The 24570-nt window shown below is 46.5% G+C and carries 21 protein-coding genes and 1 tRNA gene; 13 read left to right on the top strand and 9 right to left on the bottom strand.

The window, feature by feature from the left end; genetic code table 11:
* Nucleotides 1-96 precede the first annotated feature (96 nt).
* From metK to DK430_RS05640, 4 genes are all read left to right on the top strand, one after another.
* Complete coding sequence (gene metK / locus DK430_RS05655) at nucleotides 97-1251, top strand: methionine adenosyltransferase (RefSeq protein WP_109078121.1); 1155 nt, start codon at nucleotides 97-99, stop codon at nucleotides 1249-1251.
* A 70-nt stretch (nucleotides 1252-1321) separates the two neighbouring features.
* On the top strand, nucleotides 1322-1831 hold the full coding sequence (locus DK430_RS05650; RefSeq protein ID WP_109078120.1) for a SprT family zinc-dependent metalloprotease: 510 nt from the start codon (nucleotides 1322-1324) through the stop codon (nucleotides 1829-1831).
* A 156-nt stretch (nucleotides 1832-1987) separates the two neighbouring features.
* Nucleotides 1988-3229 carry an HAAAP family serine/threonine permease gene (locus DK430_RS05645; protein WP_109078119.1) on the top strand — a complete coding sequence of 414 codons (1242 nt, stop codon included), beginning with the start codon at nucleotides 1988-1990 and terminating at the stop codon, nucleotides 3227-3229.
* 93 nt (nucleotides 3230-3322) lie between these two features.
* Nucleotides 3323-4687 carry an L-serine ammonia-lyase gene (locus DK430_RS05640; protein ID WP_109078118.1) on the top strand — a complete coding sequence of 455 codons (1365 nt, stop codon included), beginning with the start codon at nucleotides 3323-3325 and terminating at the stop codon, nucleotides 4685-4687.
* Nucleotides 4688-4774: 87 nt separating this feature from the next.
* Here DK430_RS05640 and ansB read toward each other — a convergent pair whose 3' ends face one another.
* Nucleotides 4775-5824, bottom strand: coding sequence for an L-asparaginase 2 (gene ansB, locus DK430_RS05635; protein WP_109078117.1), 1050 nt, complete (start codon nucleotides 5822-5824; stop codon nucleotides 4775-4777).
* Between the two features lie 309 nt (nucleotides 5825-6133).
* Between ansB and rlmN the strand changes: the two genes are divergently transcribed.
* From rlmN to DK430_RS05600, 7 genes are all read left to right on the top strand, one after another.
* Complete coding sequence (gene rlmN / locus DK430_RS05630) at nucleotides 6134-7273, top strand: dual-specificity RNA methyltransferase RlmN (RefSeq protein WP_162616814.1); 1140 nt, start codon at nucleotides 6134-6136, stop codon at nucleotides 7271-7273.
* A gap of 21 nt (nucleotides 7274-7294) precedes the next feature.
* Nucleotides 7295-7846 carry a type IV pilus biogenesis/stability protein PilW gene (gene pilW / locus DK430_RS05625; protein ID WP_109078115.1) on the top strand — a complete coding sequence of 184 codons (552 nt, stop codon included), beginning with the start codon at nucleotides 7295-7297 and terminating at the stop codon, nucleotides 7844-7846.
* 141 nt (nucleotides 7847-7987) lie between these two features.
* Nucleotides 7988-9055 carry a RodZ domain-containing protein gene (locus DK430_RS05620; RefSeq protein ID WP_109078114.1) on the top strand — a complete coding sequence of 356 codons (1068 nt, stop codon included), beginning with the start codon at nucleotides 7988-7990 and terminating at the stop codon, nucleotides 9053-9055.
* 11 nt (nucleotides 9056-9066) lie between these two features.
* Nucleotides 9067-10170 (top strand): flavodoxin-dependent (E)-4-hydroxy-3-methylbut-2-enyl-diphosphate synthase, encoded by a 1104-nt coding sequence (ispG, locus tag DK430_RS05615; protein ID WP_109078113.1) that lies wholly within the window; start codon nucleotides 9067-9069, stop codon nucleotides 10168-10170.
* 21 nt (nucleotides 10171-10191) lie between these two features.
* The gene (hisS, locus tag DK430_RS05610; RefSeq protein ID WP_109078112.1) at nucleotides 10192-11469 is read left to right on the top strand and encodes a histidine--tRNA ligase; all 1278 of its coding nucleotides are present in this window, start codon (nucleotides 10192-10194) and stop codon (nucleotides 11467-11469) included.
* A gap of 9 nt (nucleotides 11470-11478) precedes the next feature.
* The gene (locus tag DK430_RS05605) at nucleotides 11479-12093 is read left to right on the top strand and encodes a YfgM family protein (protein WP_109078111.1); all 615 of its coding nucleotides are present in this window, start codon (nucleotides 11479-11481) and stop codon (nucleotides 12091-12093) included.
* 57 nt (nucleotides 12094-12150) lie between these two features.
* Entirely contained in the window at nucleotides 12151-12603 is a 453-nt protein-coding gene (locus DK430_RS05600; protein ID WP_109078110.1) for a methyltransferase, read from the top strand.
* A 5-nt stretch (nucleotides 12604-12608) separates the two neighbouring features.
* Here DK430_RS05600 and hda read toward each other — a convergent pair whose 3' ends face one another.
* From hda to DK430_RS05570, 6 genes are all read right to left on the bottom strand, one after another.
* A complete protein-coding gene (gene hda / locus DK430_RS05595) occupies nucleotides 12609-13313 on the bottom strand; it encodes a DnaA regulatory inactivator Hda (RefSeq protein ID WP_109078109.1) in 705 nt (234 codons plus the stop codon).
* 105 nt (nucleotides 13314-13418) lie between these two features.
* Nucleotides 13419-14672 (bottom strand): nucleobase:cation symporter-2 family protein, encoded by a 1254-nt coding sequence (locus tag DK430_RS05590; RefSeq protein WP_109078108.1) that lies wholly within the window; start codon nucleotides 14670-14672, stop codon nucleotides 13419-13421.
* 123 nt (nucleotides 14673-14795) lie between these two features.
* Nucleotides 14796-15422, bottom strand: coding sequence for a uracil phosphoribosyltransferase (gene upp, locus DK430_RS05585; protein WP_109078107.1), 627 nt, complete (start codon nucleotides 15420-15422; stop codon nucleotides 14796-14798).
* Nucleotides 15423-15552: 130 nt separating this feature from the next.
* The gene (gene ppiD, locus DK430_RS05580; protein ID WP_109078106.1) at nucleotides 15553-17400 is read right to left on the bottom strand and encodes a peptidylprolyl isomerase; all 1848 of its coding nucleotides are present in this window, start codon (nucleotides 17398-17400) and stop codon (nucleotides 15553-15555) included.
* Between the two features lie 127 nt (nucleotides 17401-17527).
* On the bottom strand, nucleotides 17528-19945 hold the full coding sequence (gene lon / locus DK430_RS05575) for an endopeptidase La (protein ID WP_109078105.1): 2418 nt from the start codon (nucleotides 19943-19945) through the stop codon (nucleotides 17528-17530).
* A gap of 191 nt (nucleotides 19946-20136) precedes the next feature.
* A tRNA-Ser gene (locus DK430_RS05570) sits at nucleotides 20137-20226 on the bottom strand.
* Nucleotides 20227-20380: 154 nt separating this feature from the next.
* On the opposite strand from DK430_RS05570, the gene dauA reads away from it, so the two are divergent.
* Entirely contained in the window at nucleotides 20381-22129 is a 1749-nt protein-coding gene (gene dauA / locus DK430_RS05565) for a C4-dicarboxylic acid transporter DauA (protein ID WP_109078104.1), read from the top strand.
* A 34-nt stretch (nucleotides 22130-22163) separates the two neighbouring features.
* Nucleotides 22164-22805, top strand: a complete 642-nt coding sequence (locus tag DK430_RS05560; RefSeq protein WP_109078103.1) for a bifunctional 4-hydroxy-2-oxoglutarate aldolase/2-dehydro-3-deoxy-phosphogluconate aldolase — start codon at nucleotides 22164-22166, stop codon at nucleotides 22803-22805.
* Between the two features lie 66 nt (nucleotides 22806-22871).
* Here DK430_RS05560 and lipA read toward each other — a convergent pair whose 3' ends face one another.
* Together lipA and lipB are read right to left on the bottom strand one after the other, a co-directional pair.
* Entirely contained in the window at nucleotides 22872-23834 is a 963-nt protein-coding gene (gene lipA, locus DK430_RS05555) for a lipoyl synthase (protein WP_109078102.1), read from the bottom strand.
* Nucleotides 23835-23896: 62 nt separating this feature from the next.
* Nucleotides 23897-24535, bottom strand: coding sequence for a lipoyl(octanoyl) transferase LipB (lipB, locus tag DK430_RS05550; RefSeq protein ID WP_109078101.1), 639 nt, complete (start codon nucleotides 24533-24535; stop codon nucleotides 23897-23899).
* Between the last annotated feature and the right edge of the window lie 35 nt (nucleotides 24536-24570).

Here is a 24570-nt window from a genome sequence, read left to right as displayed (position 1 = left end):
CATTTTTAAGTTAAACGCGTATTATAGCCGTCTAGATGGAAATACTTCCAAATACCCTTACATTTACGCCCTATAACATTATTCCGGAGCAAGAAAATGAGCCACTATTTATTTACATCCGAATCCGTTTCCGAAGGACATCCGGATAAAATCGCCGATCAAATTTCCGATGCGGTATTAGACGAAATCATCAAACAAGATCCGAAAGCCCGCGTTGCCTGCGAAACTTACGTCAAAACCGGCATGGCATTGGTGGGCGGTGAAATCACCACATCCGCTTGGGTGGATATTGAAAATTTAGCCCGCGAAGTGATTTGCGACATCGGCTACACCAGCTCCGAAATGGGCTTTGACGGTCGTTCCTGTGCGGTGTTAAACGCCATCGGTAAACAATCTTCCGACATTAACCAAGGTGTCGATCGCGAAAGCCCGTTAGATCAAGGCGCCGGCGACCAAGGTATTATGTTCGGCTACGCCACTAATGAAACCGACGTATTCATGCCCGCCGCCATCACTTATGCCCACCGTTTAATGGAACGCCAAGCACAAGTGCGTAAAAGCGGAAAATTAGATTGGTTGCGCCCTGATGCAAAAAGCCAATTAACCTTCAAATACGAGGATAACAACATCGTCGGTATTGATGCCGTGGTGCTTTCCACGCAACATTCCGAGGCCATCAGCCAAAAAGATCTGCACGAAGGCGTGATGGAAGAAATCATCAAGCCGGTATTGCCGGCACAATGGTTGTCCAAAGAGACCAAATATTTCATCAACCCGACCGGTCGTTTCGTTATCGGTGGGCCGATGGGCGACTGCGGTTTAACCGGTCGTAAAATCATTGTGGATACCTACGGCGGCGCAGCACGTCACGGTGGTGGTGCGTTCTCCGGCAAAGATCCGTCTAAAGTTGACCGTTCCGCCGCTTATGCCGCCCGTTATGTGGCGAAAAATATTGTTGCCGCAGGGCTTGCGGATCGTTGCGAAATCCAACTTTCCTACGCCATCGGCGTTGCCGAACCAACTTCCATCATGATCGAAACTTTCGGCACAGGCAAAGTTGCCGATGAATTATTGGTGAAATTGGTGCGTGAATTCTTTGATTTGCGTCCGTATGGCTTAATCAAAATGTTAGATTTAATCCAACCGATTTATCGCCAAACAGCAGCTTACGGACACTTCGGTCGTGAGCAATTCCCATGGGAAAAAATCGATCGCGCGGCAGATTTGCGTGCGGCGGCAGGATTAAAATAATACTTTAAATCATCAATTTGTGATAAAGTGCGGTTAAAAAATAAAGCGTTTTTTGACCGCACTTTTTTCTATGCAAAATAAACAAACCGACGATAACTTCCGTATTCTGAAAATGCAGATTCTGCGCCGTTTACAACATGGTTTGCAGCTTGCGGAAGCCTATTTCAAACAACCTTTTTCCATGCCGCAAATTAATTATGAATTAAGGGGCAGCAAAGCGGGACTGGCGTATCTGCAAGAAAACACCATAAAATTTAACCGAACTTTACTGCAGGAAAACACCGAAGAGTTTATTCATCAAGTGGTCTTGCACGAACTGGCGCATTTGGTGGTGTATCAACATTACGGCAAAGTGCATCCCCATGGCAAAGAATGGCAGTCTGTGATGACGGACGTGTTTCATTTACCGGCGGAAGTGCGTCATCAGTTCGATTTAACTTCCGTGCAAGGCAAAACATTCACTTATCGCTGCGCCTGCCAAACCCATCAATTAAGCATTCGCCGCCACAATAAAATTCAGCGTGACGGTGCGGTGTATTTTTGTCGCAAATGCAAAACTCAATTGAATTGGGTTGTTTAAATATTAACAAGCTATATTAAAAACTTGTTACAAAACTCTCAAAATTCGCCGTAAAAGTTATACGCCGATCACAAATCTTCCAAATTCCTTTTGCAGCGTCTCCTCAACCGCACTACTATGCGCGCCGAATAAATATAACTTATAAAAGGAGACAACATGTCTAATTATAATGAAAAAAAATGGCGTAAATTCGATATTGTTTGGATGCTCAATTTGTTCGGCACTGCCGTGGGCGCGGGCGTGCTATTTTTGCCGATTAATGCCGGCATGGGAGGATTTTGGCCGTTAATCGTGATGGCGATTTTAGTGGGACCGATGACCTATTTGGCGCACCGCGGTCTTTCCCGCTTTGTACTGTCGTCCGCCAAACCGGGCAGCGATATTACCGAAGTGGTGGAGGAACATTTCGGGAAAACGGCGGGGAAACTCATTACCTTATTGTATTTTTTCGCGATCTTTCCGATTCTGCTCATTTATGGTAACGGCATTACCAACACCGTGGATTCATTCATTGTGCACCAACTTGGGATGCCGTCGCCGAATCGGGTGCTGCTCTCTTTCGTGCTCATCGCCACGCTGATTTCCATTATGCTGATGAATGAAAAAGTAATGCTGAAAATTACCGAATTGCTGGTTTATCCGTTGGTGATCATTCTTTTTGCCTTATCCGTGTATCTCATTCCGAACTGGAACACGTCCATGTTGCAGGAAATGCCGACGGCACAGGGATTCATCGTGACTTTATGGCTCACGATTCCGGTGCTGGTGTTTTCTTTTAACCACTCGCCTGCCATTTCCGCCTTTTCACAATCTCAACAACGGGAATACAAAGACCCGATATTGGCGGAAAAACATGCCGGCAAAACCTTAAAAGGCACGGCGACAATCTTGCTTTTCTTCGTGATGTTCTTTGTATTCAGTTGCGTGCTCACCTTAACCCCGGCGGAACTTGCCGAAGCCAAAGCACAAAATATCAGTATTCTGTCTTATTTAGCCAACAAATTTGATAATCCGTACATTTCCTATTTTGGTCCGTTAGTGGCGTTTTTAGCCATCACCAGCTCCTTCTTCGGGCATTATTTGGGGGCGCGTGAAGGCTTGGAAGGCTTGTACTTGAAAATGACCGACAACAAAACCATCAATCGTAAAACACTCAATTATGGCACCGCACTTTTCTTTCTTATCACCCTTTGGTTAGTGGCGATTCGTAACCCGAGTATTCTCGGTTTAATCGAATCCCTGGGCGGTCCGATTATCGCTATGATTCTGTTCATCATGCCGATGTATGCCATTCGTAACGTGCCTGCTATGCAACGCTACAGAGGCAGACTCAGCAATGTGTTTGTGGTGGTCATGGGCACCATTGCGATTTCCGCCGTGGTCTATGGATTATTTTAAAATTTCGCGTAGAATGCGCTTCCTTTAAAATTCAACCCTATGCCTCACTTTCAGGCGTGAGGCATTCTGATAATGAAAAATGATGAATGAAATATGATCAGTGTTTTTGATATGTTTAAAATCGGCATCGGTCCGTCCAGTTCTCACACGGTCGGTCCGATGAAGGCGGGAAAACAGTTTATTGATGATTTAATTGCGCAACATCTGCTGGAAAAAACGGACAAGATCCAAGTGGATGTGTACGGTTCACTCTCCATGACGGGTCTTGGGCATGGCACCGATACGGCGATTATTATGGGGTTGGCGGGCTATTTGCCGCATAACGTGGAAATTGAACGCATTCCCGGCTTTATTGCGGAGGTGAACAAAACCGCACTACTGCCCCTTGCCGAAGGCAAACGCACGGCAAAATTCGATCCCGCAACGGACATGATTTTCCACCAAACTTTCCTGCCGTTGCACGAAAACGGCATGAGCATTACCGCCTTCCATCACGATCAGGCATTGTATAAACAAACCTACTATTCCATCGGCGGCGGTTTTATCGTGGACGAAGCGCATTTTCATCAAACCGAAAAAAATGATGTGCAAGTGCCTTATCCATACCGCAGCGCGGCGGATATTTTACGCAACTGCCAGGAAAGCGGCTTATCCATTTCCAGTCTAATGATGCAAAACGAATTGGCGCTACATGGCAAAGAGGCGTTAAAAAACCATTTGCACCAGGTGTGGCAAACCATGAAAGATTGCATTGAGCACGGTTTACATACAGAAGGCGTGTTACCCGGTCCGCTGAAAGTGGCGCGTCGTGCCGCAACGCTATATAGAATGTTGAAGGCTAACAGTGAACTGTCCAAAGATCCCATGAGCGTCATTGACTGGGTGAATATGTTCGCCTTGGCGGTAAATGAAGAAAACGCCGCCGGCGGACGGGTGGTCACCGCGCCGACTAACGGCGCTTGCGGCATCGTGCCTGCGGTGTTGGCATATTATGAAAAATTTGTCGGCCCGCTAACCGACGAAATCGTCGAACGCTATTTGCTCGCCTGCGGCATGATCGGATCGTTGTACAAAATGAACGCCTCCATTTCCGGCGCGGAAGTGGGCTGTCAAGGGGAAGTGGGCGTCGCTTGCTCCATGGCGGCTGCAGGCTTATCGGAAATTCTCGGCGGCAGCCCGGAACAGGTGTGTATCGCGGCGGAAATCGCCATGGAACATAACCTCGGTCTAACCTGCGATCCCGTGGGCGGGCAAGTGCAAGTGCCGTGTATTGAACGTAACGCCATCGCCTCCGTCAAAGCCATTAACGCCAGCCGTATGGCATTACGCCGCACCACCAGCCCGCGCGTGACCTTGGATAAAGTCATCGAAACCATGTACGAAACCGGTAAAGACATGAACGCCAAATACCGCGAAACCTCCCAAGGCGGCTTGGCGATTAAAGTGGTTTGCTCGTAAAAGTGCGGTCGTTTTTTTCGGCGTTTTTAAATGTAACCCCATACTTCACGTATGGGGTTATTCGTCTTTAAAATCCAAGATAACGCGTTAGAAATCATCAAAATACTGCTGAATTTCTTTCACATCTTTGGTTTTGGTTAACGCCAACTGCAACAACACGCGGGCTTTTTGCGGATTCAATGAGCCTGAAGTCACGAAGCCGTATTTGCTGTCATCCACTTCCGCATCGCGGGTAGTGTAACCGGTCGGCACGCGGGAAGAGCGTACTACCACCACGCCGTCTTTCGCCGCTTTTTCCAATAAATCTAAATTTGCCTGATTCACATTGCCATTGCCCACGCCCGCGCTAATCACGCCCTGATAACCTGCGCTCAACAAGGCCTGTAGCGGTTCTGTCGGCATATTGGAATAAGCATACACAATGCCTACTTTTGGCAACGCATCCAATTTCGACACATCAAACGGCGTATTTGTGGTGTGTTTACTTTCCGGCGAACGTTCGTAATCTACTTTACTGTTATGAATATAACCCAGCGGACCGAAATTCGGCGCCACAAAGGTTTGCACTGCGGTGGTGCTCATTTTTGTCACATCACGGGCGCCCAACACTTCGCCGTTCATCGCCACCAACACGCCGCGACCGGCAGATTTTTTATCTGTCGCCACCACCACGGCATTGTATAAATTCAACGGACCGTCGGCGCTTTTTTCCGTCGCCGGACGCATTGCCCCCACCAACACCACCGGCTTGTCACATTTAACGGTTAAATCCAGAAAATACGCGGTTTCTTCCATAGTGTCCGTGCCGTGGGTAATCACAAAGCCGTCCGTATCGGCACATTGCTGATTGATGGTTTTGGCTAATTTCAGCCAGACCTCATCGTTCATATCCTGCGAGCCGATATTCACCACTTGTTCACCCTTGATTTCCGCCAGATTTTTCATTTCCGGTACGGCTTCAATTAAACGTTCTACCGTCAACTGCCCTGCTTTATAAGCGGAACTGACCGCCGTTTCCCCTCCGCCGGCGATGGTTCCGCCGGTTGCCAAAATGGTAATGTTCGGCAAATTTGCCGCATAGGCGGCGGAACAGGCTAAACTGAATACGGTAAGTGCGGCTAATTTTCTTAATTTCATAATGACTCCTCTTAATCAACATTTAACTCCGTTTTGATTCTACTTATAAAGAAGTGAAAAGAAGAACCAACCAGTACGATTTACTGATATTTCAGCGAAATTCTGTCAATTTTTTTCCAATTCTTCGATCCCGATCACAAAAAAGTGCGGTCGTTTTTTACAACGTTTTTTCGTCACGTGTAAAATCGCTGGCTTAATAAGACCGAAATCTGTACAATCGCACCCTATTTTTATCCTCTCGTCGCGTCAATAACATTCGGAACGACGAGAATTTCGGTTTCCGCCGCAATGTGTAATAACGAGGCTCCCATGCTAGAACAACCTGTTGCCGAATCGGCAAAAAAAGTCAATTTAATGAATTTAACCCGTGCGCAAATGCGTGAATTTTTCGCCGAATTGGGCGAAAAACCGTTCCGCGCCGATCAGTTGGTGAAATGGATTTACCATTTCGGTGAAGACAATTTCGACAATATGACCAATTTAAACAAGCAGTTACGGGAAAAATTGAAAACCGTGGCGGAAATTAAAGCGCCGGAAGTGGCGGTGGAACAACGCTCTGCCGACGGTACCATTAAATGGGCGATGCAAGTAGGCGATCAGCAGGTAGAAACTGTGTACATTCCCGAAGCGGATCGTGCCACCTTATGTGTGTCTTCGCAGGTGGGCTGCGCTTTAGCTTGCACCTTCTGCTCCACCGCACAGCAAGGGTTTAACCGCAATTTAACGGTATCGGAGATTATCGGTCAGGTGTGGCGTGCCTCAAAAATTATCGGCAATTTCGGCGTAACGGGCGTGCGTCCGATTACCAATGTGGTGATGATGGGCATGGGCGAGCCGTTGCTCAACGTGGCGAATGTGGTGCCGGCAATGGAAATTATGTTGGATGATTTCGCTTACGGCTTATCCAAACGCCGTGTGACCTTATCCACGTCAGGCGTCGTGCCGGCGTTAGATAATTTAAGCAAAATGATCGACGTGGCATTGGCGATTTCCTTGCACGCGCCGAACGACGAATTGCGCGACGAAATCGTGCCGTTAAACAAAAAATACAACATTAAAACCTTAATTGATTCGGTGAACCGTTATTTGAGCGTCTCCAACGCCAATCACGGCAAAGTGACCATTGAATATGTGATGTTGGATCACATTAACGATCATGTGGAACACGCCCACCAATTAGCGGCAGTGTTAAAAAATACGCCGTGCAAAATTAATCTAATTCCATGGAATCCGTTCCCGGAGGCGCCTTATGCCAAAAGCTCCAACACGCGCATCGACCGTTTCCAGAAAACCCTGATGGAATACGGCTTAACCGTGATCGTACGGAAAACCCGTGGCGATGATATTGACGCGGCGTGCGGACAGTTGGCGGGCGATGTTATCGACCGAACTAAACGTACCGCGCAGAAAAAACGTTTCGGGCAAAATATCGCCGTTCAAGTCCAATAACCTGTTTAGGAGGAAAAATAAATGGTCAAATCTCAAGTTTTCAACCGTGCAATACCGTTTATTTTTCCATTTTTTCTTGCCGCCTGCGTCACCCAACAACACAACGTAGATTTCGACAAACAAAAAGCCGCTAAAGCCCGCGTAGAACTGGCATTGGGCTATTTACAACAACAGGATTCCACGCAAGCAAAACTGAATCTGGATAAAGCGCTGTCCTATGCGCCCGACTATTATTTGGTATCGGCGGCACTTGCCTATTTCTATCAGCAGCAAGGCGATACGGAGCAGGCTCGGGAGACCTATTTGAAGGCGATAAAATTAGATAACAAACAAGGTGATGTCTTGAATAATTACGGTGCGTTTCTTTGTGCGCAAGGAGATTTTGACAACGCCTACATCCAATTTGAACGCGCTCTTAAAACCCCGAATTATTATCATCAGGCGGACACTTATGAAAACCTGGCGTTGTGTGCCTTATCCGCTAAAAATGATGCCGTTTACCAACAAAATCTCGCATTGTTGACGAAAATCGCACCTGAGCGCGCGGCAAAATTACCGCAAGGGATAAAATAGTCTTTTCCCTCCGCCAAAAGTGCGGTCGTTTTTACTCACAAATTTCCTTCCAATCGCAGAATAACGCCATATAACAGTTGCAAAACGGGCGTTACAACCTTAAACTTTAGCACTCAATTTTAGCCAGAAATATCGTCCGTTATGAATATGCAAAATACATCTGAAGCACAACCCAACACCGCACAACAAACCACTTTAGGGGATAAATTCCGCCTTGCCCGCGAAGCACTGAATCTTACGCCGGAACAAGTGGCAAAAGAAATTTCTCTGCGTCCCGCCCTTGTTCATCTCATTGAAAGTAATCAGTTTATCAGCGAAACCATCCCCGCCACCTTCATGCGCGGCTATGTGCGTAGTTATGCAAAATTTTTGCGTATTCCGGACAGCGATTGGGTGAATGTCATTAATTTCGGTAGCGAACAGAAAAATGATTTAGGTAAAAATGCCCGCGCCACCCGTTCCGTTAATCAATATTCCTCGCACAATAACTGGATCGGCTACCTCAGTGCCCTAGTAATTTTAATTGTCGTCGGCATGACCGGCATGTGGTGGTGGGAAAGCCATCAGCAATCCAATGCGGAACGGGATGTATTGGTCAATTCCTACACTTCCGCTCCGACAACCGCTGAAGTGAATGCCGTGCCGGTGAAGACGAATGGCAACGACGTTCCGGTTCCTCAACCGACAGCCAAAATCGAAAACACTTTAACGGATAACGCACCGAAGGGTACACATATCGAAATTGAGACCAAACCCTTAACGGACACCCCGGTTGCAGTCAATACGGCACCTGTAGCGCCTGTGCCACAAGCACAAACACCAACATCGGAGGCTCCGGCAACCGCAAATGTCTTGCAATCGGAGATGGATAAAATCGGCAGTAACGAACAACCGGCTAACCCTCAAGGTGAAGTTCAAGCGACCACCGAGCCACAAAGTGCGGTGGAAAATTCAAGTGTTTCTGCAGCAGCAACAAATGATAATTTGCATATTGAAGTCATCGGCAACTGCTGGATCAGCGTAAAAGACAAAAATCGTAAAGTGTTAGCCCAAAAAGAATACAAACAGGGCGATGTATTAAGCTTCAACGAAGAAGAGCCTTATTCTTTGATTATCGGCGCACCGGGCAATGTCAGAATTACCTATAAAGGTCAAGCCTTCCCGTTGACCGTTGACGGGCGTGTGGCGAAATTCAAATTACCTCAATAATGAGTTAAAGAATGTTAGAAAAACCAAAGATTCAGCGTAGAGAATCAACCAAAATTTATGTGGGGAACGTACCGGTAGGCGGCGATGCGCCGATTGCCGTACAATCAATGACCAATACGCGTACCACCGATGTGGAAGCCACGGTGGCGCAAATTAAATCTCTGGAACGTGTAGGCGCGGATATCGTGCGCGTGTCGGTGCCGACCATGGACGCGGCGGAAGCCTTCAAGTTAATCAAACAACAAGTCAACGTGCCTTTAGTGGCGGACATTCATTTCGACTATCGCATCGCGCTGAAAGTGGCGGAATACGGTGTGGACTGCCTGCGTATTAACCCGGGTAATATCGGACGGGAAGATCGCATTCGCGCGGTAGTGGATTGCGCCAAAGATAAAAATATCCCGATTCGTATCGGCGTGAATGCCGGTTCACTGGAAAAAGATATTCAGGAAAAATACGGCGAACCGACACCGGAAGCCTTATTGGAATCCGCATTACGTCATGTGGAAATTTTAGATCGCTTGAACTTTGATCAGTTTAAAGTGAGCGTAAAAGCTTCCGACGTCCATTTGGCGGTGGAATCTTATCGTTTACTCGCCAAAGCCATTAAGCAGCCGTTACATTTGGGCATTACCGAAGCCGGCGGCGCCCGCGCCGGTGCGGTGAAATCCGCAATCGGCTTGGGCATGTTATTAAACGAAGGCATCGGCGATACTCTGCGTGTGTCCTTAGCGGCGGATCCGGTGGAAGAAATCAAAGTAGGTTTCGATATTTTGAAATCGCTGCGTATTCGTTCGCGCGGCATTAACTTTATCGCCTGCCCGACCTGCTCCCGTCAGGAATTTGATGTCATCGGCACGGTCAACGCCCTTGAACAACGTCTTGAAGACATTATCACGCCGATGGATGTGTCCATTATCGGCTGCGTAGTCAACGGCCCGGGCGAAGCATTAGTATCCGATTTAGGCGTGACCGGCGGTAACAAGAAAAGCGGCTATTATTTATCCGGCGAGCGTCAGAAAGAACGTTTTGATAACGACGATTTAATCAATCAATTAGAAGCGAAAATTCGCGCCCGCGTTGCGCAGCAAGATCCGAAAAATCGAATTATTTAATTGTTATAACAGGAATTTATTGTGGCAAAAACTATTCAGGCAATTCGTGGCATGAACGATTGCTTACCAACGGAAACCCCGCTTTGGCAGTGGGTTGAAAATAAAGTGCGGTCGGTTTTACAGTCGTATGGTTACGCCGAAATTCGTATGCCGATTGTGGAAAGCACACCGTTGTTCGCCCGTGCTATCGGCGAAGTCACCGATGTGGTGGAAAAAGAAATGTTCACCTTTGATGACCGCGATGAAGAAAGTTTAACCCTACGCCCGGAAGGTACGGCGGGTTGCGTGCGTGCAGGCATCGAACACGGTTTGTTATACAACCAAGAACAGCGCTTGTGGTATATGGGACCGATGTTCCGTTATGAACGTCCGCAGAAAGGCCGTTATCGTCAATTCCATCAAGTCGGCGTGGAAATTTTCGGCATTCCGAATCCGGAAATCGATGCGGAGCTCATCGCCTTAACTGCCCGCTTGTGGAAAGATTTAGGCATTTTTGAGCACGTGACGCTTCAACTTAATTCTATCGGCTCCTTGGAAGCACGTAAAAATTATCGTCAGGCGTTGCTGGATTTCCTGCAAAATCATATTGATATTTTAGACGAAGACAGCAAACGCCGTTTAACCACGAATCCGTTGCGCATTTTGGACAGTAAAGATCAACGCGTTCAGCAAGTGCTCAACGACGCGCCGAAATTACACGATTACCTGGATGACGACTCCCGCGAACATTTCGCGCAATTATGCGCCTTATTGGATAATTTAGGCATTCAATACGAGATCAATCAAAAACTGGTTCGCGGTTTAGATTATTACAACAAAACCGTGTTTGAATGGGTCACTTCCGCCTTAGGCGCGCAAGGCACCGTATGCGGCGGCGGGCGTTATGACGGATTGGTGGAACAGCTTGGCGGTCATGCGACTTCTGGTGTGGGTTTCGCCATGGGCTTGGAGCGCTTGGTGTTGTTGGTGCAAGAAGTCAATAAACAAATTTCTTTACCAAGTGCGGTGGATATTTACATCGTTTATCAAGGCGAAGGTACTACCGTGGCGGCATTTGCTTTGGCGGAAAAACTCCGCTCGGAATTACCGCACTTACGCACGCTATTGCATTGCAGCGGCGGTAATTTCAAAAAACAATTCAAACGTGCCGATAAAAGCGGGGCAAAATTAGCGCTCGTTATCGGTGAAGATGAAGTGAAAAATCAACAAGTGGTGGTAAAAGACTTGTTGCAACATAGCGAACAAGTGGTTGTGGCATTAAGCGACATCACAAAGCATATTCAAGATACGTTCAAATAAGGAAAAAACATGGCTTATACCATTGAAGAAGAACAAGAACTGAGTGCCATCAAGGCGTGGTGGAACGAAAACTATAAATTCATCATCCTGTGTTTCGTCATTGCATTCGGTGGCGTATTCGGCTGGAATTACTGGCAATCACACCAACTGCAAAAAATACACAATGCCTCTGCAGAATATGAACAAGCATTGTTTAATTATCAAAAAGATCCGAAAACACAGGCGGAACAATTTGATCAGTTCATTAAAAATAATGAAAAAACCAGCTATGCCGTATTAGCCTTGTTGGATAAAGCCAAAATTGCGGTGGAAAATAAAGATTTCCCGTTGGCTGAAGAGGCTTTAAAGCAAGCCGTGGCGCAATCTACCGATGATATTTTATCTTCCATAAGCGCGTTACGTTTAGCTTCGGTACAATTCCAATTAGGACAATTGGATCCGGCGCTGGATAGCCTAAAACTGGTGAAAGAACAAACCTGGAACAGCGCAAAAAATCTGTTATCCGGCGACATTCAATTAGCCAAAGGCGATAAAGCGGCAGCGAAAGCCAGCTATGAACAGGCGCGGGAAAATGCGGGTCCGTTGGAGCAACAACTGATTCAAGTGCGGTTAAATAATTTATAGTTTTTAAGGCTTGGTTTTTCCAAGCCTTTCTTTTATTCATAGCACAAGGGAAAAATCATGTCGGCAAATAAAGTCAAACTACCGGTTCCACCACCGCTTATTTTTGTTTTCTGCGCATTGCTGATGAAGCTCCTTCCGCCACTTTGGCAGTTTCCGATTTCTTGGGGATTAGTCATTGTTTTTGCCGTCCTAGGCTGTCTCATCGGTTCGGGCAGCATTCTGCAATTCTTATTGGCAAGAACCACCGTCAATCCACTGCAATTAGAAACGGCATCACAATTAGTCACCACCGGCATTTATAAATACACCCGTAATCCCATGTATTTAGGCTTAGTTTTTGTGTTATTGGCTTGGATGTGCTATTTGGGTTCCCTGTCGGCAATTTTAGGCATTGTGTTATTCGTGTGGTACATCACCGAATTTCAGATTAAACGGGAAGAAGAAAGTCTGAGAAAAATTTTTGGAGAGACGTTTACGGCATATTGTCGCCGCACCCGCAGATGGTTGTAAGACGGTTATAAGGACAGGATTTCCTTGACGAACGGAATGGTCAGTTTGCGCTGTGCCTGTAAAGAAGCCTGATCCAGTTTTTCTAAAGTTTCAAACAGGGTTTTCATATCCCGTTCCAGTCGCTTAAATAAGAAGTTTGCCGTTTCATCCGGCAATTCGATGCCGCGCTGATGGGCATTTTCCTGCAACACGGCAATTTTTTGCGCATCGTCCAGCGGCATTAATTGATACACTTCACCCCAGGTTAAACGGGAATGTAAATCGGGCAAACGCACAGCCAAATTCGCCGGCGACTGATCCGCGCTGATCAACAACAGCGTTTTACCGGTCTCCCGAATGCGATTAATTAAATCAAAAATCGCCAACTCCCATTCTGCATTGCCGATCACTTCCTGCACATCATCCAAACACACCACATCCTGTTGCTCAAGATTCTCTAACACCGCAGGTGAAAAGTATTGCGCCTTGGTTAAAGGCACATAAAGTGCTGGGCGTTGTCGGGTTAAATAATGACGGTAAACGGCTTTCAATAAATGACTTTTGCCACTGCCGCGATTACCCCAAATATAGAAAAATTGCTGATGAAGATGAGTGAAGTTTTTTTGCAGGGAATTGAGCAGAAGCTGATTATTTTCTGCGTGGAAATTTTCCAGAGTATCATCATCCAATTGATGAATAGGCAAAGGAAGTTGGAAATGTTGCTCGCTCAAATCAAATACCGAAATGCTGACATAAAGTGCGGTAAGAATAAACGAAATTTTTTCATTTAGAAAGCCATTGGCGGATATTTTTCTCCCCACCAATGACATTTTATCTTAATCCTTAAGCGTATCGTTTTTCGCTTTCGGCAACACCAAATTTAAGATGATGGCAACCACGGCACACAAGCTGATACCTTTTAAGGAGACGCCGCCCACATCAACGAACATATTGCCGATACCGAAAGTCATCACCACCGCAATAATGCAGAGATTACGCGCTTCGGTGACATCCACTTTGGCGCGGATTAAGGTGCTCATGCCCACCACAGCAATAGAACCGAACACCAACATCATGATACCGCCCATGACGATAGTCGGAATGGTGGATAAAAACGCGCCTACTTTGCCGCAGAAAGAAATAGCAATCGCCCAAACCGCAGCCCAAGTCATGATATTCGGATTGAAGTTACGGGTCAGCATGACGGCACCTGTCACTTCCGCATAAGTAGTATTCGGCGGTCCGCCTAATAATGACGCGGCGCTGGTGGCGATACCGTCACCTAATAAAGTACGGTGTAAACCCGGTTTTTTAATGAAATCTTTACCTGTCACCGAACTGATTGCCATAATCCCGCCCACATGCTCCACGGCAGGTGCGATGGCAATCGGTAGTAGATACAAAATCGCTTCCAGTTTGAATTCCGGCGCAGTGAGATTCGGCATACTGAACCAAGGCGCGTCCAATACCGGTTGGAAATTAATCAACCCCATGAATAAACATAAAATGTAACCCACGGCAATACCGAACATAATCGGAATTAATTTCATCAACCCTTTAGAGAAAACGGCAACACATAAGGTGGTAATTAAGGTCACCATGGAAACCAACACCGCATCGTTGTATTGATACGCGCTGTTCTTGCCTAGCGCCATATCCACTGCGACCGGCGCCAAGCCCATCCCGATGATAATGATTACAGGGCCGACCACTACCGGCGGGAAAATTCGTTCCAGTGCTGCCGCACCGCGCAGTTTGACCAACGCGCTTAATGCCACATAAACCAAACCGGCACAAGCTAAACCGCCCATGGTTACCGGAATGCCCCAAGTGGCGACGCCGTATTGAATCGGTGCGATAAAGGCAAAGGAGGAGGCAAGAAAAATCGGCACTTGTTTGCCTGTACATAATTGGAAAAGTAAGGTTCCGATACCTGCGGTGAGTAATGCGGTATTCGCATCCAAGCCGGTAATTAAAGGCACTAAAACCAATGCGCCGAAGGCGACGAATAACATTTGTAAGCCGACAAACGCCTGTTTACCAACGCTTTGACGCGCTTCCGGCGCGCCTGATTGTGTTTCTGTTGTCATATAAAGTTTCAACTCTCTGTCTGAATTAACTTAAAAGTGCGGTTGTTTTTTTCAGCGTTTTTAGATCGCCTAACCACAAAAGAGGCGGATAAAAATCCGCCTTCAATTCGGTTGAAATAAGGTTTATTTCGTACCGAAAATCTTATCGCCAGCGTCACCCAAGCCCGGAATAATATAGCCGTTTTCGTTTAAGTGATCGTCAATAGACGCAGTATATAACTCAATATCAGGATGGGCTTTTTCCAGTGCGGCAAGCCCTTCCGGTGCGGCAACCAATACCAATACTTTAATATGCTGGCAGCCTTTTTGTTTAAGCAAGTCAATGGTCGCAATCATGGACCCGCCGGTGGCTAACATCGGATCCACTACGATTGCCAAACGTTCATGCAAATCACTGGCAAGTTTTTGGAAATACGGCACCGGTTCCAAGGTTTCTTCATTACGGTACATCCCCACCACACTGATCCGCGCGCTCGGCACATGTTCCAATACGCCATCCATCATGCCGAGACCGGCACGCAAAATCGGCACAACGGTCACTTTTTTGCCTTTAATACGATCGATTTCTACCGGACCGCACCAACCGTCAATAATCACTTTTTCCGTTTCTAAATCGGAGGTCGCTTCATAGGTTAATAAGCTCCCTACTTCGGTAGCTAACTCGCGGAATTTTTTAGTATCAATATCAGCGGCGCGCATTAAACCTAATTTATGCTTTACTAACGGATGTTTAACTTCTACTAATTTCATCGTATGTCTCCTTTTTCTTGGATAGTTAGACGCGAAAAATTAAATCGCGGAATTGTAAATGAAAATGTGATGGATGAACAGCACATCGCAGACAAAAATAATGCCTATGATTTCATAGGCATTATGTGAATTATTGCTCCTGATTCATAAACGAATCGTTAATTTCAATTTTGGCTTTTGCACGCAAAGCATTTAACAAATCATTTTGCAATGCCATTTGAGCGGCACGTTCAAGTTGTACGGCAAATTGTTGTTGCTCCTGCTCGCTTAATGCGCCGTCGACGACTTTATCCAATGCGATAATCACCACGTCGCCTTTGCTTTCTTTAGCGGCCTGATAAACCGTTTTACCTTCCGCCGGTTTCGGCATAGCAAACACGGCATTGTGCAACATCGGATCGTTATTTTCGGCAAAGACCAAACGTTGTTGAGAACCAAATTTCAGGCGTTCAATGGTCTTTCCGGAATCTAATTCCTGCACTAATTTATTTGCTTCCGCTAACACCACCGCCTCTGCTTTTTGACGTTTTAAGCGTGTCGTAATCTCATTTTTCGCTTCATCTAATGACTTCACGCTTTCCGCTTTATGCTCTAACACACGAATCACAACGGAATGTTGATCACCCACGTTCATCGGTTCGGAATTGCTACCGCCTTGAGAAATATCGGAGTCAAAAATCGCTGAAATCACATTCGGGTAATTTAGTGCTGCCGGAATATCCTTACGGGAAAAATAGCCGGTTTCCTGCACTTTCACCCCACCGGCTTCCGCTGCGGCTTGCAATGAGGAGGAGTCCTCAAAGGCTTTTTCCGCCACGCGTTTTTCAACAGAATAGAATTGATTACTCACCAAGTTTTGACGAATTTGCGCAATAATTTGCGCTCTAACGTTTTCCAACGGCAATACGGCAGGCTCTTTACGCTCTTCCACCAAAATAATGTGATAACTGTTATCCAGTTTAATCGGTTGGCTGAATTTGCCGACAGCTAACGCATTGGCGGCATCTTCAAAAACTTTTGGAAATTCACCCGCACTTACCCAACTTAAATCACCGCCTTTTTCTGCGGTAATCGGATCAATGGAATGATTTTTCGCTAAGATGGCAAAATCCGCACCGTTTTGTAGCTGTTGATACAAGTCCTGTGCCTGTTGTTCGGTTTTCACTTGAATATGCGCCAAACGTTGCTGACCTTGCGTCATGAATTGAGATTTATTGTCTTGATAATATTGAGCAATTTCCACATCGGTAATATTGATGTTTTTCTCCATATTGGCGTCGGATAAATCAAGATATTGTACTTTCACCGATTCCGGTAGGGTAAATTCGGCTTTGTGTCCATCGTAGTAAGCCTGAATTTCTTCTGCACTGACGGTTTGTTTGGCGATTTCATCAGCTAAGGACAATTTCGCCAAACGGACATCGCGACGTTGAAAGAACAGTTTCGCCAATTCGTCCTGCTGTACCGGCACAGTGAAGGCGGTAACCCCTAAACCGCTTTGTAATTGTTCCAAACGTAAGGCTTCGCGTACATAACCGGCATAGGTTTCTGCACTGATGCCGTTACTTTGCAATACCTGCTGATATAACGCATTATCAAATTTACCGTTACTTTGGAAACTCGGAGTAGTGACGATTTCCTGCTTAATGCGTTCATCGCTAACACCCAATTTGAGATCTTTAACGTATTGACGTAATAATTCCTGATCGATTAAGGAAGATAAAACCTGTCTTTTCAGATTTGCCACCACAGACGGGGAATCCGCTTCCTGTGGGCTCAGATTTTGAGAGGCAATATTGTATTGATTTTGAAAAGCTTGCTGCGAAATTTCTTCCCCATTCACTGTCGCCGCCGAACTATCGGTTCTGCTGTAAAGATAACCTGCCATAGAACTGATAACGAACGTGACAGTAATAAAACCAAAAAGAAACTTGGAAGCCCAGTTATTTGAGGCTCCGTGCAGTTTTTCCATTACCATTGAAATGTATCCTATAAAAATGACGCAAAAATTTGCACGATTATAATCTAAAGCGCGTTTGCACGCACTAGCAAAATAAAAAAAGCCAAATTATTCGATGATAATTTGGCTTTTGAAAAACGTTTAATTAATTGACCGCACTTCTGGTAACGGTTTTCTTACGACGGTTGGTTTTCACTGCCGAAATCGGATCCAATTTGACGAATTCGACACCCAACGGCGGATTTTCCAACGCCAGGCTCAACACCTCATCAATAGTTTCCACCGCGTGAATCTTCAGATCCCGTTTAGCATTTTCCGGAATATCTTCCAAATCCTTCACGTTATCTTTCGGAATAATCACGGTCTTAATGCCGCCGCGATGCGCCGCCAGTAATTTCTCTTTTAACCCGCCGATTGGCAATACTTTGCCGCGCAAGCTGATTTCACCGGTCATCGCCACTTCCGATTTCACCGGATTACCGGTTAAACAGGACACTAACGCAGTGCACATGGCAATCCCCGCACTCGGGCCGTCTTTCGGTGTTGCGCCATCCGGCACGTGAATGTGAATATCACGTTTTTCGTGGAATTCCGGGTTAATGCCCAATTTATCCGCACGGGAACGCACCACGGTCATTGCCGCCTGAATGGATTCTTTCATGACGTCGCCAAGAGAACCTGTATAACTGAGTTTGCCTTTGCCCGGTACGGAAGCGGTTTCAATGGTGAGTAAATCACCGCCCACTTCCGTCCACGCCAAACCGGTCACTTCACCCACGCGGTTTTGCGTATCCGCACGACCAAATTCAAAACGTTTTACGCCAAGGTAGTCGTGCAGGTTTTTCGCACTGACTTTGATAGATTTTAATTTCTTATCTAACAATAAGGTTTTCACCGCTTTACGGCAGATTTTAGAAATTTCACGTTCCAAATTACGCACACCGGCTTCACGGGTGTAATAGCGGATAATGTCCACAATGGCACTGTCGTCAATGGTTAACTCACCCGCTTTTAAGCCGTTACGCTCCATTTGTTTGGCGATTAAATGACGGGTGGCGATATTCAGTTTTTCATCTTCCGTATAGCCGGATAAACGAATCACTTCCATACGATCGAGCAATGGTGTCGGAATGTGCATGGAGTTTGAGGTCGCCACAAACATGACATCAGACAAATCGTAATCCACTTCCAAATAATGATCGTTGAAATGGGCATTTTGTTCCGGATCCAACACTTCCAGCAAAGCAGATGCCGGATCGCCACGCATATCGGAGGACATTTTATCGATTTCATCCAACAGGAAAAGCGGGTTTTTCACGCCGACTTTCGCCATTTTCTGAATCAGTTTACCCGGCAACGATCCGATATAAGTTTTACGGTGGCCGCGAATTTCCGCTTCGTCACGCACGCCGCCTAACGCCATACGCACATATTTACGCCCTGTTGCGTTCGCAATGGATTGCCCCAAAGAGGTTTTCCCTACGCCGGGAGGGCCCACCAAACAAAGAATCGGGCCTTTCAATTGATTCAAACGGGTTTGTACCGCAAGGTATTCCAAAATACGCTCTTTCACGCGTTCCAAACCATAATGATCGGCATCCAGAATTTCCTGCGCTTTGGCAATGTCCTTTTTCACCTTCGTGCGTTTATGCCAAGGCACCTGCAACATCCAGTCGATATAACTGCGTACCACCGTGGCTTCCGCCGACATCGGCGACATCATTTTCAGTTTTTGCAGTTCGGCTTCCGTTTTTTCACGGGCTTCCTGAGGCATTTTCGCGTCTGCAATTTTTTGACGAAGTTGTTCAATTTCACTGACAGTATTTTCTTCTTCGCCCAATTCTTTTTGAATGGCTTTAATTTGCTCGTTCAAATAATAATCGCGTTGGCTTTTTTCCATTTGCTTTTTCACGCGACCGCGAATACGTTTTTCCACCTGCAACAAATCCGCTTCCGATTGCATTAAACCGAGCAAATATTCAAAACGTTCCACCACATTTGTCATTTCCAATACCGCTTGTTTTTGCGCAACGGAAACCGGCAAATGTGACGCCAAGGTATCGCTCAATTGCTCAAGATTTTCAATTTGTTGCAGCGCGGAAAGAATGTCAGGCTGCACTTTCTTATTTAAATTCACATAATTTTGGAATTCATCCAACGCGGCTTTATGCACCACTTGAAGTTCTTTTTTATTACCAAGCGTGCTACCAAGCGGTTCAACCTGTGCCTGAAAATGCTCACCGGAATCCTCAATATGATGAATTTTGGCGCGTTGTTGTCCTTCCACCAACACTTTCACTGTGCCGTCCGGCAATTTCAGTAATTGAATGATGTTGGCAATGGTGCCGACATCATATAAATCCTCAATGGACGGCTCTTCCAACTCCGCCTGTTTTTGCGAAACCAATAACAACTGTTTTCCGTTATTCATGGCTTCATCAAGGCTGCTAATGGATCTTGGTCTACCGACAAATAACGGCATGACCATAAAAGGAAACACGACAACATCGCGCAATGGCAATACCGGTATCGTTTGTAATTCTGATTTTTTTGCTCTCATCATGTACTCTCTTATCTAAATTCCGCTGATTTGGCTTAATATTGGGATATATTATGTAAATTCAAGACCTAAAACAGAGGCGCCGACACACAAAGTGCGGTCGTTTTTTAAAATGTTTTTTATTGTTGGAATGGCAGTCAGTATAACCGAAATCGATTGGGGTAAGGCAAAATAAAAAGAAAATATATTAAGAATGGCGGTGAGAGGGGGATTCGAACCCCCGATGCAGTTTCCCACATACACGCTTTCCAGGCGTGCTCCTTCAACCACTCGGACATCTCACCGTGATTAGGACTTGCGCACTATAAGGATTTCATTGAGCCTCGTCAAGTATTTTTGCAATTTGTCTGATTAGACGATAAAAATTTCGCCAATAATCGGGTAAAATACGCGTTCATTCAAGGGCTATTCCATTCAATCTCACATCTTCTATTAATTATGTTAAAAAAATGGTTTCTTTCTAAAAATGTTTTTCTGGCGGTTAAACCTTTCAGCGCGCTAAAAGACAGCTTCCGTGCGGGTTATACCTCGCGTCATTTGGTTAAAGATATTATCGCGGGGTTAACCGTCGGCATTATCGCCATTCCCCTTTCCATGGCATTGGCTATTGCCAGTGGTGTGCCGCCGCAGCATGGTCTATACACTGCGATTGTGGCGGGAATTATTATTGCGTTAACCGGCGGCTCCCGATTTAATATTTCCGGTCCGACCGCCGCCTTTGTGGTGATTTTATACCCCGTCACCCAACAATTCGGGCTAAGCGGGTTGCTCATGGCAACATTGCTGTCAGGGGTTATTTTGGTCTTGATGGCGCTGTTCCGTTTAGGGCGATTAATCGAATATATCCCGTTGCCTGTCACGCTCGGCTTTACTTCAGGTATCGGCATCGTTATCGCCACTTTGCAAATTAAGGATTTTCTCGGCTTAACCATCGAACAAATGCCATCTCACTACCTCGAAAAAGTACAGGTAATTTTGACCGCACTTCCAACTATCAACTGGGCGGATACGGGCGTCGGCATCGTTACACTCATTGTGCTAACCCAATGGCATAAACTCCGTCTGCCCATTCCCGGACACTTACCGGCAGTGATTATCGCCACCTTATTATCCTTAGGTTTGGCGCATTTCGGCTTTTCCGTGGCAACCATCGGTTCGCAATTTCAATATACTCTGTCCGACGGCACCACCGGCTTCGGCATTCCGAGCGTTCTGCCTGAATTTGCCTTACCGTGGAATATACCTAATGCACAAGGTAATCTAATTGACTGGAACTTCGACACCATTCAAAGCCTGCTCCCCGCCGCGTTTTCCATGGCGGTATTAGGCGCCATCGAATCCCTGTTATGTGCCGTTGTATTAGATAATATGACCGACACCAAACACCATTCCAATAACGAATTATTAGCGCAAGGTTTAGGTAACATTGCTTCGCCGTTCTTCGGCGGTATCACGGCAACCGCCGCCATCGCGCGTTCTGCGGTGAACGTCAAATCCGGCGCGGTATCGCCGTTTGCCGGCGTAGTGCATGCGCTATTGGTGCTGTTCGCCTTGTTATTCTTCGCTCCGGCACTGTCCTATTTGCCGCTATCATCCATGGCGGCGTTATTGTTGGTGGTTGCCTGGCATATGGCGGACTTACCGCAAATCATTCAACTGATTCGCCGCTCCGGACGCAATGAAATCACAGTGCTACTGGTTTGTTTGGTACTTACCGTGTTGTTCGACATGGTGATTGCCATCTCCGTCGGCGTACTACTGGCAAGTCTGCTGTTTATCCGCACCATCGCCGAAATGACCAAATCCATCAGTATTGCCGTGCCGGAGGATTTGGACGATGTATTAATTTACCGGATTAGTGGACCGCTCTTTTTCGCTGCGGCGGATAATCTGTTCGCCGATTTGCATGACAAAACCGTACACACCGATCACGAAATCAAGCACATTGTCTTACAATGCGACGCCGTGACCGTGCTCGATACCGGCGGCATTCACGCGCTTACCCGCTTCGTGCAACACATGCTCCCGCATCAACAACTTTATATGTGTAACATGCAATTCCAACCGCTACGTACTATCGTAAAATCCGGTAGCCTGCCGGAAATCAAAAAAATCAATTTCGCGACGGATTTAACGGAAGCACTGAATAAGATTCGGGAGTTTGAGGGCATTGAGATCGCACAATAGCATGACAACAAAAAGAGATGAAAAAGGAGAAATGATGTCCGTAACATTAGAACAAATTACCACGCAACTCCGCCGACTTAAAGTCGTGCCGGTGATTGCTTTAGAACAGGCGGAAGACATTTTACCGCTGGCAGAAACCTTGGCAAACAACGGGCTGCCGGTGGCAGAAATCACTTTCCGCTCATCTGCCGCAGAAGAAGCGATTCGTTTATTGCGCCGACAACGCCCTGATTTTCTGATTGCGGCAGGAACGGTATTAACTGCCGAGCAAGTGGTTGCCGCCAAAAACAGCGGCGCGGATTTTGTGGTCACACCGGGGTTTAACCCCAAAATCGTGCAATTATGTCAGGACTTAAATTTGCCGATTACACCGGGCGTAAATAATCCCATGGCAATTGAAGCGGCGCTGGAATTCGGCATTGATACCGTGAAACTTTTCCCGGCAGAAGCCACCGGCGGTGTGAAAATGATCAAGGCGTTATTAGGGCCTTATGCACAGCTACAAATCATGCCGACAGGCGGCATCGGTATGCAGAACATTAAAGACTACCTCGCCGTTCCCAATGTGCTGGCATGCGGCGGCTCTTGGTTTGTAGAGAAAAAATTAATTAACGAAAAAAACTGGCAGGAAATCGGTCGGTTAACCAAAGAAGTGGTTGATTGGGTCAATTCGTAATCGTCAGCAACAAAAAGTGCGGTCAAAAAACACTTAAATTTTCGACCGCACTTTTATCTCAAACTTTTACTTCACCAATCCACCGCTCGCCTGTAAATCGGCGTGGTAGGAAGAACGGACGAACGGGCCGCAGGCGGCATGTTCGAAGCCCATGTTTTGGGCTTTTTCGCGGAACATGTCGAATTCTGTCGGCGGGACATAACGCGCAACCGGCAAATGGTGACGGCTCGGTTGCAAATATTGTCCGAGGGTCAGCATCGTTACGCCGTGGTCGCGTAGATCCTGCATAACATCCAGAATTTCTTCGTTGGTTTCGCCTAAGCCCACCATCAGACCGGATTTGGTCGGGATGTTCGGGAACATGGCTTTGAACGCTTTCAATAAACGCAGTGACCACTGATAATCGGCGCCCGGACGAATTTCGCGGTATAAACGCGGTACATTTTCCAAATTGTGGTTGAACACATCCGGCGGATTATCTTTTAATTTTTCCAATGCCAATTCAATACGCCCACGGAAATCCGGCACCAAAATTTCAATTTTAATGTTCGGATTTAACGCGCGGATTTCACGCACGCAATCGGCAAAATGCCCTGCTCCGCGATCAGGTAAATCGTCACGGTCAACAGAGGTAATAACCACATAACGCAGTTTCATGTCTTGAATGGTTTCCGCCAATTTACGCGGTTCTTCCGGATCAGGCGGCAACGGTTTGCCGTGCGCCACATCACAGAACGGGCAACGACGGGTACAAATAGCGCCGAGAATCATGAAAGTTGCCGTGCCGTGGTTAAAACATTCGTGCAGATTCGGACAGGACGCCTCTTCGCAGACGGAATGTAAACCGTGACGACGCATACCGGATTTAATGCTTTGAATGCGCGCGCCGTTTGCCGGAATTTTGATTTTCATCCATTCCGGTTTTTTGAGCAGTTCTTGCTCAGGATCGATATTTTTCACCGGAATAATGGAGGTTTTGGCGGCATCGCGATATTTTACGCCGCGCTCCATTTTAAAAGGTGTTCCCATTGATATTCCTTAATTTTTTGCAGATTTGCAGAGATAATGAGATAAAAAACGAGTTGTCGATGTTAACGAGTTGTTACATTATACCCCAATTGCTCGGCGAAATGTTTAACTAATTGTGGGGAAACCTTATCGCAGTCGGCATCCGATGCGGGAATAAAATCCACCAGTTGGCACATTTCTAGGCCTGCGTAGCCACAAGGATTGATTTGATGAAACGGCGCCAAGTCCATATTAATGTTAAATGCCAAGCCGTGGAAAGAACGCCCGTGTCGAATGCGTAAACCAAGGGAACAAATCTTTTTACCGTCAATATACACACCCGGCGCATCGGGTTTCGGGTAGCCTTCAATGTCGTAATCCGCCAGCGTTCGCACCACTGATTGCTCAAGTGCGGTAACTAATTGGCGCACATTTAAATCCTGATGGCGCTTCACATCAATCAGGACATACATAATTTGCTGCCCCAACCCGTGATAGGTAATCTGCCCGCCGCGATCCGATTGCACCACAGGAATAGATGTGTGCTGCAATAAATGCTCCGGTTTGCCCGCCTGACCTTGGGTAAACACTGACGGATGTTGCACCAGCCAGATTTCGTCAGGCGTCTCTTCCGTACGATTATCGGTGAACGCCTGCATCTCGTGCCAGACCGCCTCGTAATCACGAATACCAAGTTGTCGTACAATTAATTCGGGTTGCATGATGGTTTCCTAAAAATATTATTTTTTATGACCGC

It is taken from the genome of Aggregatibacter kilianii (assembly GCF_003129965.1).
GTDB classification, from domain to species: Bacteria; Pseudomonadota; Gammaproteobacteria; order Enterobacterales; family Pasteurellaceae; genus Aggregatibacter; species Aggregatibacter kilianii_A.
Note: the sequence above shows the minus strand (reverse complement) of the source record. Positions and strands in the feature narration are given on the sequence as shown.

Excerpts from the sequence above, each read along its gene's own strand:
- lipA (WP_109078102.1), bottom strand. The coding sequence starts at position 23,834 with ATGGGAACACCTTTTAAAATGGAGCGCGGCGTAAAATATCGCGATGCC.
- DK430_RS05560 (WP_109078103.1), top strand. The coding sequence starts at position 22,164 with ATGTCCGTAACATTAGAACAAATTACCACGCAACTCCGCCGACTTAAA.
- dauA (WP_109078104.1), top strand. The coding sequence starts at position 20,381 with ATGTTAAAAAAATGGTTTCTTTCTAAAAATGTTTTTCTGGCGGTTAAA.
- DK430_RS05620 (WP_109078114.1), top strand. The coding sequence starts at position 7,988 with ATGAATATGCAAAATACATCTGAAGCACAACCCAACACCGCACAACAA.
- lipB (WP_109078101.1), bottom strand. The coding sequence starts at position 24,535 with ATGCAACCCGAATTAATTGTACGACAACTTGGTATTCGTGATTACGAG.
- upp (WP_109078107.1), bottom strand. The coding sequence starts at position 15,422 with ATGAAATTAGTAGAAGTTAAACATCCGTTAGTAAAGCATAAATTAGGT.
- DK430_RS05590 (WP_109078108.1), bottom strand. The coding sequence starts at position 14,672 with ATGACAACAGAAACACAATCAGGCGCGCCGGAAGCGCGTCAAAGCGTT.
- ppiD (WP_109078106.1), bottom strand. The coding sequence starts at position 17,400 with ATGGTAATGGAAAAACTGCACGGAGCCTCAAATAACTGGGCTTCCAAG.
- rlmN (WP_162616814.1), top strand. The coding sequence starts at position 6,134 with ATGCTAGAACAACCTGTTGCCGAATCGGCAAAAAAAGTCAATTTAATG.
- DK430_RS05650 (WP_109078120.1), top strand. The coding sequence starts at position 1,322 with ATGCAAAATAAACAAACCGACGATAACTTCCGTATTCTGAAAATGCAG.
- pilW (WP_109078115.1), top strand. The coding sequence starts at position 7,295 with ATGGTCAAATCTCAAGTTTTCAACCGTGCAATACCGTTTATTTTTCCA.
- DK430_RS05605 (WP_109078111.1), top strand. The coding sequence starts at position 11,479 with ATGGCTTATACCATTGAAGAAGAACAAGAACTGAGTGCCATCAAGGCG.
- lon (WP_109078105.1), bottom strand. The coding sequence starts at position 19,945 with ATGATGAGAGCAAAAAAATCAGAATTACAAACGATACCGGTATTGCCA.
- metK (WP_109078121.1), top strand. The coding sequence starts at position 97 with ATGAGCCACTATTTATTTACATCCGAATCCGTTTCCGAAGGACATCCG.
- DK430_RS05645 (WP_109078119.1), top strand. The coding sequence starts at position 1,988 with ATGTCTAATTATAATGAAAAAAAATGGCGTAAATTCGATATTGTTTGG.
- ispG (WP_109078113.1), top strand. The coding sequence starts at position 9,067 with ATGTTAGAAAAACCAAAGATTCAGCGTAGAGAATCAACCAAAATTTAT.
- ansB (WP_109078117.1), bottom strand. The coding sequence starts at position 5,824 with ATGAAATTAAGAAAATTAGCCGCACTTACCGTATTCAGTTTAGCCTGT.
- DK430_RS05600 (WP_109078110.1), top strand. The coding sequence starts at position 12,151 with ATGTCGGCAAATAAAGTCAAACTACCGGTTCCACCACCGCTTATTTTT.
- DK430_RS05640 (WP_109078118.1), top strand. The coding sequence starts at position 3,323 with ATGATCAGTGTTTTTGATATGTTTAAAATCGGCATCGGTCCGTCCAGT.